Origin of the sequence: Geothrix sp., assembly GCF_049292215.1 — a bacterium.
In the GTDB taxonomy this organism is placed as follows: domain Bacteria; phylum Acidobacteriota; class Holophagae; order Holophagales; family Holophagaceae; genus Geothrix.
Genome location: NZ_JBATQW010000087.1, coordinates 36,631 through 45,256, shown reverse-complemented (window position 1 = coordinate 45,256; position 8,626 = coordinate 36,631). Strand labels below are relative to the sequence as shown.

At 68.7% G+C, this 8,626-nt stretch carries 7 protein-coding genes and 1 riboswitch; all 7 genes read right to left on the bottom strand.

What is annotated here, in order from left to right; translation table 11 throughout:
• On the bottom strand, window positions 1–836 hold an 836-nt coding region (locus WAS25_RS14700; protein ID WP_422313423.1), incomplete at its 3' end, for a homocysteine S-methyltransferase family protein.
• Window positions 837–903: 67 nt separating this feature from the next.
• Window positions 904–1,007: riboswitch (SAM riboswitch) on the bottom strand.
• 52 nt (window positions 1,008–1,059) lie between these two features.
• Complete coding sequence (locus WAS25_RS14695) at window positions 1,060–2,490, bottom strand: glycosyltransferase family 2 protein (protein ID WP_422313421.1); 1,431 nt, start codon at window positions 2,488–2,490, stop codon at window positions 1,060–1,062.
• Entirely contained in the window at window positions 2,487–3,566 is a 1,080-nt protein-coding gene (locus WAS25_RS14690; RefSeq protein ID WP_422313419.1) for a HEAT repeat domain-containing protein, read from the bottom strand. Before WAS25_RS14690 ends, WAS25_RS14695 begins: the two co-directional genes overlap by 4 nt.
• 8 nt (window positions 3,567–3,574) lie before the next feature.
• Entirely contained in the window at window positions 3,575–3,979 is a 405-nt protein-coding gene (locus WAS25_RS14685; protein WP_422313417.1) for a response regulator transcription factor, read from the bottom strand.
• 59 nt (window positions 3,980–4,038) lie between these two features.
• Window positions 4,039–5,259: a YaiO family outer membrane beta-barrel protein gene (locus WAS25_RS14680; protein WP_422313415.1), complete on the bottom strand. Its 1,221-nt coding sequence runs from the start codon at window positions 5,257–5,259 to the stop codon at window positions 4,039–4,041.
• Window positions 5,259–7,748, bottom strand: a complete 2,490-nt coding sequence (locus WAS25_RS14675; protein WP_422313413.1) for a sulfatase-like hydrolase/transferase — start codon at window positions 7,746–7,748, stop codon at window positions 5,259–5,261. Before WAS25_RS14675 ends, WAS25_RS14680 begins: the two co-directional genes overlap by 1 nt.
• Complete coding sequence (locus WAS25_RS14670) at window positions 7,745–8,626, bottom strand: tetratricopeptide repeat protein (protein WP_422313411.1); 882 nt, start codon at window positions 8,624–8,626, stop codon at window positions 7,745–7,747. The genes WAS25_RS14675 and WAS25_RS14670 overlap by 4 nt, the downstream gene beginning before the upstream one ends.

Here is an 8,626-nt window from a genome sequence, read left to right as displayed (position 1 = left end):
CCGCTGCACCCCCCCACGGCCCGCGCCCCCGCCGCCAGCGCCCGGCCCGCGAAGCCGCCCAGGTATTCGGGGCTGGCGCCGTAGATCAGGCGGCCGTCCACCATGTTGGGCAGGCCGGGATTGGGCTGGAGGACGATGGGTTTGGCCGTCACCGCCTTGAGCTTTTCCAGCAGGCGCAGGTGCGGGGCGGGCCCGTTCCCGCCGATGAGGCCCACCATGTCGGCACCCCAGGTATCGAGCTGCTTGATGAACCAGTCCGGCTCGGCGCCGAAGAGGGCCTGGCCCTCGTCGTTGGTCGTCATGAGGGCCACGACGGGGAGCTTGCCCACCTCCTGGACCGCCAGCAGGGCCTGGTGGATCTCATTGAGGTCTTCGAAGCCCTCAAGCACGAACAGATCGGCGCCGGCTTCCAGTAGCGGCACCGCCTGCTCGCGGAAGAGGGCGCGGGCCTCGTCGAAGGAGGTGGGCCCCCAGGGCTCGATGCGCACGCCCAGGGGCCCGATGCAGCCCGCCACCCAAGCCCGGGCACCCTGCTGCTTGATGGCCTGCTTCGCCAGGGCCACGCCCTCGCGGTTGATGGCGTCCAGCTGGGACTCCAGCCCGCGTGCCGCGAGCTTCAGCCGACCCGCGCCCCAGGTGTTAGTGGTGAGCACCTGGGCGCCCGCAGAGAGGAACTCGCCATGGATGGCCAGCAGCAGGTCCGGTGACTTGACATTGCACTCCTCGAAGCTCCGCTGCAGGGTGATGCCACGGTCATGCAGAGCTGTGGCGGTGCTTCCGTCGAAGAGGAAGCACTCACCGGCATCGAGGGCCTGCTGGAAGGTAGAAGGAGTCATGGCTGCGCCCGGAAGGTAGCAGTCGCTTGATCGGCATCCAGGTGGGTTCGGGTCAGTCTGTGACGGTTCGGTATCTTCCCCCCGGGCACGCCGGGGGCAGGAGTTGGCACCTTGCTGTCGCAGGTTGCCAAGGTTTCACAGGGCCTTTCCCTCCACCTTTCTGGATAACGCTCTAGGACTGCCAAAGATCGAAGGTCAAGAATGAATGGAGCCGGGGGGACCGTCAAGCCGGGGGAGGTGTCGCCGGCGGCTGGGGGCCGATGCCCTTGCGCTTCATCTGGCCCCAGCCCTCCTTGCCCCGGAGCCAGTCGACGGTGCCCTTGAGGCGCCACCACACGGTCATCTGGCGGTAGCCGAAGTTCTCGACCACGGCCGTGAACAGGAGCAGGGACCAGGCCTTGAGCCCCTGGTACCGGTGGCCGCTGATCTCCTGGAGTACCACGGACACCACGGAGTTCAGCACGCCCAGCAGGAGGGCCACGTAGATGAAGAGGATCGCGAAGGCGCTGTTGATGGAGTGGGTCCACAGCGACCACACGAACACCACGTAGCCCAGGACCTCGACGACCGGCGCCAGGGCTTCGAAGAAGATGAAGTAGGGCATGGAGAAGAGGCCCACGCGTCCGTATTTCGGATTGAACCACATCCGCCGGTGCTTCCAGAGGGTCTCAAGAAGGCCCCGCTGCCAGCGGTTCCGCTGCCGCCCAAGGACCTTGGTGTCCTCGGGCACCTCGGTCCAGCAGACGGGGTCGGGCACGAGGGTGATGTGGTACGGCCGCTTCCACTCACGCAGGCAGCGGTGCATGCGCACGACCAGCTCGAAATCCTCGCCGATGGTTGCGGTTTCGAAGCCGCCGGCCTGGACGATCAGATCCTTGCGGAACACGCCGAAGGCTCCGCTCACGATGAACATGGTGTCCAGGGAGGCGAGACCCACCCGGCCGAAGAGGAAGGCCCGAAGATACTCCACGATCTGGAAGCGCGCGAGCCAGGAGTCCGGCAGGTGGATGCCGCGGATTCCCATGGCCGTGACCTTGCAACCATTGAGGGGGCGGATCACGCCACCGGAGGCCACGAGGTCAGCGCGATCCATGAAGGGCCGGGCGATGCGGAGGAGTGAGTCATTCTCCAGGAGGCTGTCCCCGTCCATGCAGCAGACCAGCGGATAGCGGGCGAGGTTGATGCCGCAGTTTAGGGCATCGGCCTTGCCGCCATTGGCTTTGTCCACCACCACGAGGTTGGGCACGTAGGCGCTCTCGTAGATGCCGCGGACCTCCTGGGTGGGCAGGAGCTGGCGGAGCACCCGGTGGCTAGGCTTCAGCCGGAAGGCCTCGATGAGCCTCTCCAGCGTGGCGTCCTTGCTGCCGTCATTCACCACCACCACCTGGAACTCCGGGTAGCGCAGGCTGATAAGGCTGTTCACGCTGGGCACCACGCCCGCCTCCTCGTTGTAGGCGGGGCAGATGAGGGTCATGGGCTTGTAGTGGCTGGTTTCGAAGGCTGAGTCCAGGCGGTCCGTTTCCACTTCGTCCAGGTAGCGCCGGATCGAGAAGAAGGCCCGGAGGATCAGGGACAGGTGGGTCAGGTGGAGGGCCAGGAAGTAGGCCAGGATGCCCCACTCGATGAAGACGGTGACGAAGCCCCGGAAGCTCACTGGTGCCCCCGCTCGTCCGCCCACTCCAGGCGCTCCCGGGCTATGTCCCGGGCGAACCGGTCGGCCGTGGGATCCTCCGCCAGCCAGGTCAGCGCCGAGGTTCCGGCATGACCCAGGTCGGCCATGCCCTGGGCGGCGTTGCGGCGGACCTCGTAGATCGGATCGCTGGTCAGGGCGATGAGGGCGGGGATGGCGTCGGGGCCGCCGATCAGGCCGAGGGCCTTGGCGGCCTGGGCGCGGACTGGCCAGGCCTCATGCCGGGCCAGGGGCTCCACCTTGGGATAGGTGAGGGGGTCGGCCAGGGCCGCGAGCGCCTTCAGGGCGGAGGCCTGTAGGTCCACGTTGGCTTCCGTGAGCAGCTCCAGTAGCCGGGGTTCACTCTCGCGGTGGCGATGCGAGCCCGCCAACAGGGCGAAGAGGACCCAGGGGTCTGGAGCGGCGAGGGGCGGCGCCAGGTGCGCTTCCAGCCAGGGGAGGAGGTCCGGGCCGAAACCCTCGAGCACCCGCAGCAGCCGCTCCCGCTGGTAGCGCTCCTCCCGCAACACCCAGTCCACCACAGGCTTGGCGAAGCGGAGATCGCCGCTCCCCGTCAGGGCCTGCGCGGCCAGGTGGGTTACGTAGGGCACGGGGTCGTTCAGGAGGGGAACGACCGCCTCCAGATACTCCTCCAGCTTGAAGATCCCCACTTCCTGCGCGGCCTGGGCGCGGACCGTGGCCTGCCGGTGTTTCAGGCGCCTGGGGATGGACTGGTGCACCCCCAGACCCAGGTAGAGCTCTCGCAGGCCCTCCGCCTCCCGTCCGGCCAGGGTGGCGTGGTACCGGGTGAGGAATTTCTGGAAGAGCTGTCGGTCCTCTTTCGCGATTCGGGGGAAGGGGCGGGGAGTGTCTTCACCATTGAAGAGGTAGGCAGCCAGATCCGTCTCCCAGGCTTGGTAGCGGGCGATGCGATGTCGGTTCTGCCGGTCCTGGCGGAACTGGATGCCCGTGCCCAGGAGGACCAGTCCGGCCACCAGGGTCCCCAGGACCACCGTCCCCCAGATCAATGCCTGGAGCACCAGCGCCGGAGGCAGGTGCATCGTTCGCCTCAGCCCGCGCTGGAGGAGCGCTGATGCATCCGCCAGAGCCGTTCCACCAGGACCTGCGCCGAGATGGGCTTGGTCATGTAGTCGTCGGCCCCGGCCGCCAGGCAGCGGATCATGTCCTGCTCGTTCTGGTTGCTGGAGATCAGCAGGATGGGCACGCGCCCCTTGGGCGGCGGCAGGTCGCGGATCTCCTGGACCAGGCGGAAGCCGTTCATGGCGGGCATCATCAGGTCCGTGGTGACGAGGTCGATGGCTTCACGTTGGAGGATCTCCAGCCCCTCAACGCCGTTGGGCGCCATGAAGACCTTCAGGCCTTCCATCTCCAGGCGCGCCTGGATGAGCCGGGCGGTTGCCTGGTCATCCTCCACGACTAGGACCCGGGTGGGGTCAGGCCACTTCCTACTCATAATCTAGAGGTTAGCAAACAAAGGGCGCGATCCGGCCGATTCCGCCGCCGCAGATGTGATCAGAACCGCCACTCCAGGCCGGCGCCGAGGGTCGTCTGCGCGCGCTCGACGCCCAGGCCGAGTTCCTGCTTCTCGTAGGCGAGGCTGCCCGACAGGATGAGCCGCCGGTGAATCCAGCCTTGTGCGGCGAGACTGGCCTTGCGGGAGCGCAGGTTGAGGATCTCGGCGTTGGGGTTGGGCTGGTCCGGCGAGACCCCGGAGCCGAGGCTGAAGGTCAAGTGGTTCTCGCCGTCGCCGAAGTAGCGCCGCACGGAGGCCGAACCCGACTGCGACGAGCCGATGGAGCTGGGCGTGGCGTTGGCTCTGAGTGTGAAGAGGTAGTCGCCCCAGTACTTCCCCAGCGAACCCGTGTAGATCGTGACGGTCGAGGCGCTGAACCGCAGGTGGCGGAAGCCGAGGGAGCCTTCGATGCCGCGGGCGAAGGACTGGTAGATCTCCCCGCCGTAGCGGCGGTGGGGGAAGAGGCCGGACTCGGAGAACCCGGCGTTCAGGTAGAAATAGGTGCCGTCCTTCCAGCGCGGATATGCATCCACCTCGACCTGGCTTCCCGTGTCGCCGAAGCGGGAGGCGCGGTTGACGCGGGCGATGAGGGAGCCGGCGTCGAAGCGGTGGGTTGCGCCCAGGGAGGTCAGCTGCCAGGGGTCGAAGGTGCGGTCGAAGCGATCGTAGGTCTGGGTCAGGGACACCTTCGAGCGCTGGCTGAGCTCGGCGAGGTTTTCGATGAGCTGGCGGGCCTCGTATAACCCGGGGTTCGCCGCCTGGGCCTGCTTGGCTGTCTCGAGGGCCTCGGGGTAGTTACCCAGGGCCTTCTGGGCCCGGGCCTTGCGGAACAGCAGCAGGGCTTGGGCAGGATGCAGGGCCAAGCCCTCGTCGCAGAGGGCGAGGGCGGCCCGCGGGTGATCCGACCAGAGCTCCAGGTCCACTAGGGCCACGCGCCCGTCCAGGTGGCCGGGCTCGGCCCGCAGCACCTGCTGGAGCTCAGTGCGGCCCTCGTCGTAGCGCCCCTCCCAGGCGTGGATGCGCCCCATCAGGATGCGGATGTCGTGGTAGCCGGGGCTGCGCTGGAGGGCCGTGCGGCAGAGCTCGAGGGCCTCGGCCCGCTTGCCGTCGAAGGCGAGGCGGCGGGCCCTGGCGAACAGCTCGTCCACGCCCTCCTGGCCCCACAGGGCCAGGCCCGCCGTGAGCAGCAGCACGGGTCCATGGATCCTGGCGATGGGCATCATGGAGATCCCTTTCCGGGGGTGAACGCGTAGAAGGTGTTGAGGTGGTCGATCTCCTGGAGGATCAACCGGTCGTAGCGCTGCTTCAACTCAGGTGTGACGGTGATCCGGGTTCCCCCAGGATCGGCGCCCAGGTCGAAGCAGTGGTCGGTGAAGTTCACGCCGTCGGAGACGTAGAGGGTCTTGCCGTCGCCGCTGAGGATGCCCCAGACGGCGCCGTAGCTGGAGGCGATGAGGTGGTGGTCCCGGCGGGCGCGGTCCTGCTCGGCCTGCGTCTGCGTCCAGAGCGGGCGTCCCAGGACGGGATCAGAGGCCAGGGGGCGGTGGCCCAGCAGGTAGTAGAGCGTCGGCGTGAGGTCCGTGAGGAAGGCGGGCTGCTTCGGATCCATGATCAGGCCCGCGCGGAGCTTCTCGGGCACGTGGAGGAGGAGGGGCACCTTCATGATCTCGGGGAACAGGGTGTAGGCGTGGCCGAAGCGCCCTTCCTCCCCGAGCGAATCGCCGTGGTCCGCCGTGAAGATGATCAGGCTTCGGTCGTAGCGGCCCCGGTCCTTCAGATACTGGATGAAGGCCCCGAACTCGGCATCCAGGCGTCGCAGGCGGCTGGCGTAGGGCGCGTAGAAGCCGGGGAAGTCCCCCCCGCCTGGCACGTCCTTGCCCTCGCGGCTGATGGAGGAGATGTGCAGATCCTGGGGCTGGCTGTAGACGAATACGGGACGATCCGCGGGGGCCTGGTCCAGCTTGCCCTGGAGGTCCTTCAAGGTCGCCCCCAGGCGCAGGTCCCCGGTGCCGATGCCCGCATCCAGTCGCACGAGATCCGGCGTGGGCTTCACCACCACGTCGAGGATGGAGTCCATGGACAGGTAGGGCCGGTAGCCGTCGGCCTCCACCAGCTTCTGGAGCGTGTTCAGCGGGTGGAAGGGGACAATGTACTGCTTGTGCAGGAGCAGCCCGCCCACCCAGATGGAGGGCTCCGAGAGGCCCGTGGCGCCGTAGCGGGTGAAGGCTTTGGAAATCACGGTGCTCTCCGCCGCAAAGCGGTCCAGGTTCGGCGTGAAGGTCACCTTCGGGTTGTAGGCTCCCAGGTAGTCCTGGCGCAGGCTGTCCACCACGAAGATGTAGATGTCGGGCCGATCCAGGGTCGTGGGCACCAGGGGATCGACGAGGCGAAGGTCCTTGGCATCGACCTTCACCGCATGGGGGATGTTGCTGTTGGCCAGGAGGATCCGGTAGATGGACTCCCCGCTGGCGGCGTGGGGCCGCAACAGGTTGGCCACCAGGCGGGCGGAGGCATCGAAGCCCGCGTGCGCTTCCACGGCCCGGGCCACCGGCCGCGGGAGCCAGTCCTTCGCCGGCTGCGGCAGGGGCGTGCCCCACAGCCGGAACAGGGCCAGCAGCCCCAGTGGAGCCGCGAAGAGCCGGGGCGACCAGGAATGGGGTCCGGGGGTGGTGGACTGGCTCAGGTAGATGGGCGTGAAGACCAGGACCGCCACGAGGATCGCGCCCAGCTGCTGGAAGAGCTGGTTCCAGTCGAAGCGCGAGACCTTCAGCCCTAACAGCAGGGCCACGCCGAGGGCCAGAAGCAGGCCCGCCGTCACGCTCCAGCGGCTCACCTGCACCGGGTGGAGGGGGCGGAGGAAGGCCTCCAGGGCGCTGCCCACGGGGCGCGCCCCGAGCCCCAGCTGGGCCAGCAGGGCCGCCACGCAGAACCCCAGCAGCAGGGCCACGGCCCAGGCGAAGGGGCCGGCGAAGGCGATGCCGGGGAAGACCACCAGCTGGAGGATGCCGGCGACGGTGGCCGTGAGGGCCAGCAGGGTGAGCAGGAACTCCGCCGCGTGGATCCGCGGGAAGAAGCCCGCCGCGGCCTGCAGCCCGAGAAGCGCCACCGCCGCCATGGAGAGCACCAGGCCGTGCGCGAGGAAGCTCCACATCAGAGTTGTGGCGGCCTCCCCGGGATGGACGGCGGTTCCGGAGGCCAGGGCGCGGCCCAGGCCGATGGCGAAGAAGGTCACGGTGACCAGCGCCGCCGTGAGGAGGGCCGACACGAAGAGGCGGCGGGCATCGTCCGAGCCCTCTTCGCGCTGGGGCCAGGCTGCCCGGGTCTCGATCAGATCCAGGGCCAGCAAGGTTCCGGCCGCCGCCAGGAAGGCCAGGGTGCCCAGGCGGGCGGGGAATCCCGGCGCCAGTTGGCTCAGGCCTGACACGGGGACCAGCGCCAAGGCGACGAGTGCCGTGATGCCTAGGTACCAGGCCCGCCAGGGTGCAAGCCTGAACCCGGGCGCCTGCCGGTCCACCAGGGCGTTGGCCGCCACGACCAGTAGCAGGGCCAAGGGCTGGAGCCGCAAGGCGGTCGGCAGCCAGGGGAGGAGCCCAGCCCGCACCACGGCCTGGTAGGTGAAGGGGATGTCCACCAGCAGGCAGGCGGTGGCCGAGGCGACCATGACCAGCAGGAAGGCCCCGCGGGCCCAGGGGCGAAGGCTGGGCGTCACGGCTTGCCTCCCTTCGGCAAGCCTGCCATCCGGGCCCGGGCGGCCGCATGCCCCGGCTCCAGCTGCAGGATGCGGCCGTAGGCGGCGCGGGCTGCGGGCAGGTCGTCCTGCTGCTCCGCCACGCCCCCCAGTACCTGCAGGACATCCAGGTAGTCGGGGCTCATGGTCCGGGCCGCCTCCAGCTGGCGGCGGGCTTCGGGCAGGTTGCCCTCGGAGCGCAGGGCCATGCCCAGGATCAGCCGCGCATCCACGGAGGTCGGGGATCGCTTCACGGCCTCCTCTGCCATGCGCCGGGCTTCCGCAGCGCTGCCCGTGAAGAGGGTCATCCGCGCAAATCCGACCCGGAGGTCGGTGCTGTCGGGGTGCTGCTTGAGCCCCTGCTTGTAGATGGACCGGGCCTTCTGGAACTGTTGTTGGCGCTCGTAGGCCCGGCCATGGAAGTAGGTCGCCTCAGGGTTGTCCGGCTGAAGCTCCGGCCAGCGGGCGAAGGCCTCGAGGGCCGCTTTGGGCAGGCCCATTTTCTGGTAGGCATCCCCGAGGGCGGGGAAGGCCTCCCAGGGCGTGGGGGAGACCTTCAGGTAGGCCTCCCAGGCGGCGGCGCACTCCGGCCACTGGCCCAGGTGCTCGTGGATGTCGGCGAGGCGGCTGAGGTAGATGTGGTTGCTGGGATAGGCCTCGTGCAGCTCGCGGGTCAGGGGCAGGGCCTCGGCATAGCGCCCGGCCCCCACCAGAGCCCGAGTCTTCTCCTGGAGCTCCCGGGAGGCCTGGAGTCCTCCATCATGGGCGCTGCCCTCCTGGGTTGGTGCCTCGCTCAGCACCCAGCCGCAGATGGCGAGCACGAGGAGGGCGGCGGCGAAGCGCCGGAGGTGGGGAGGCAT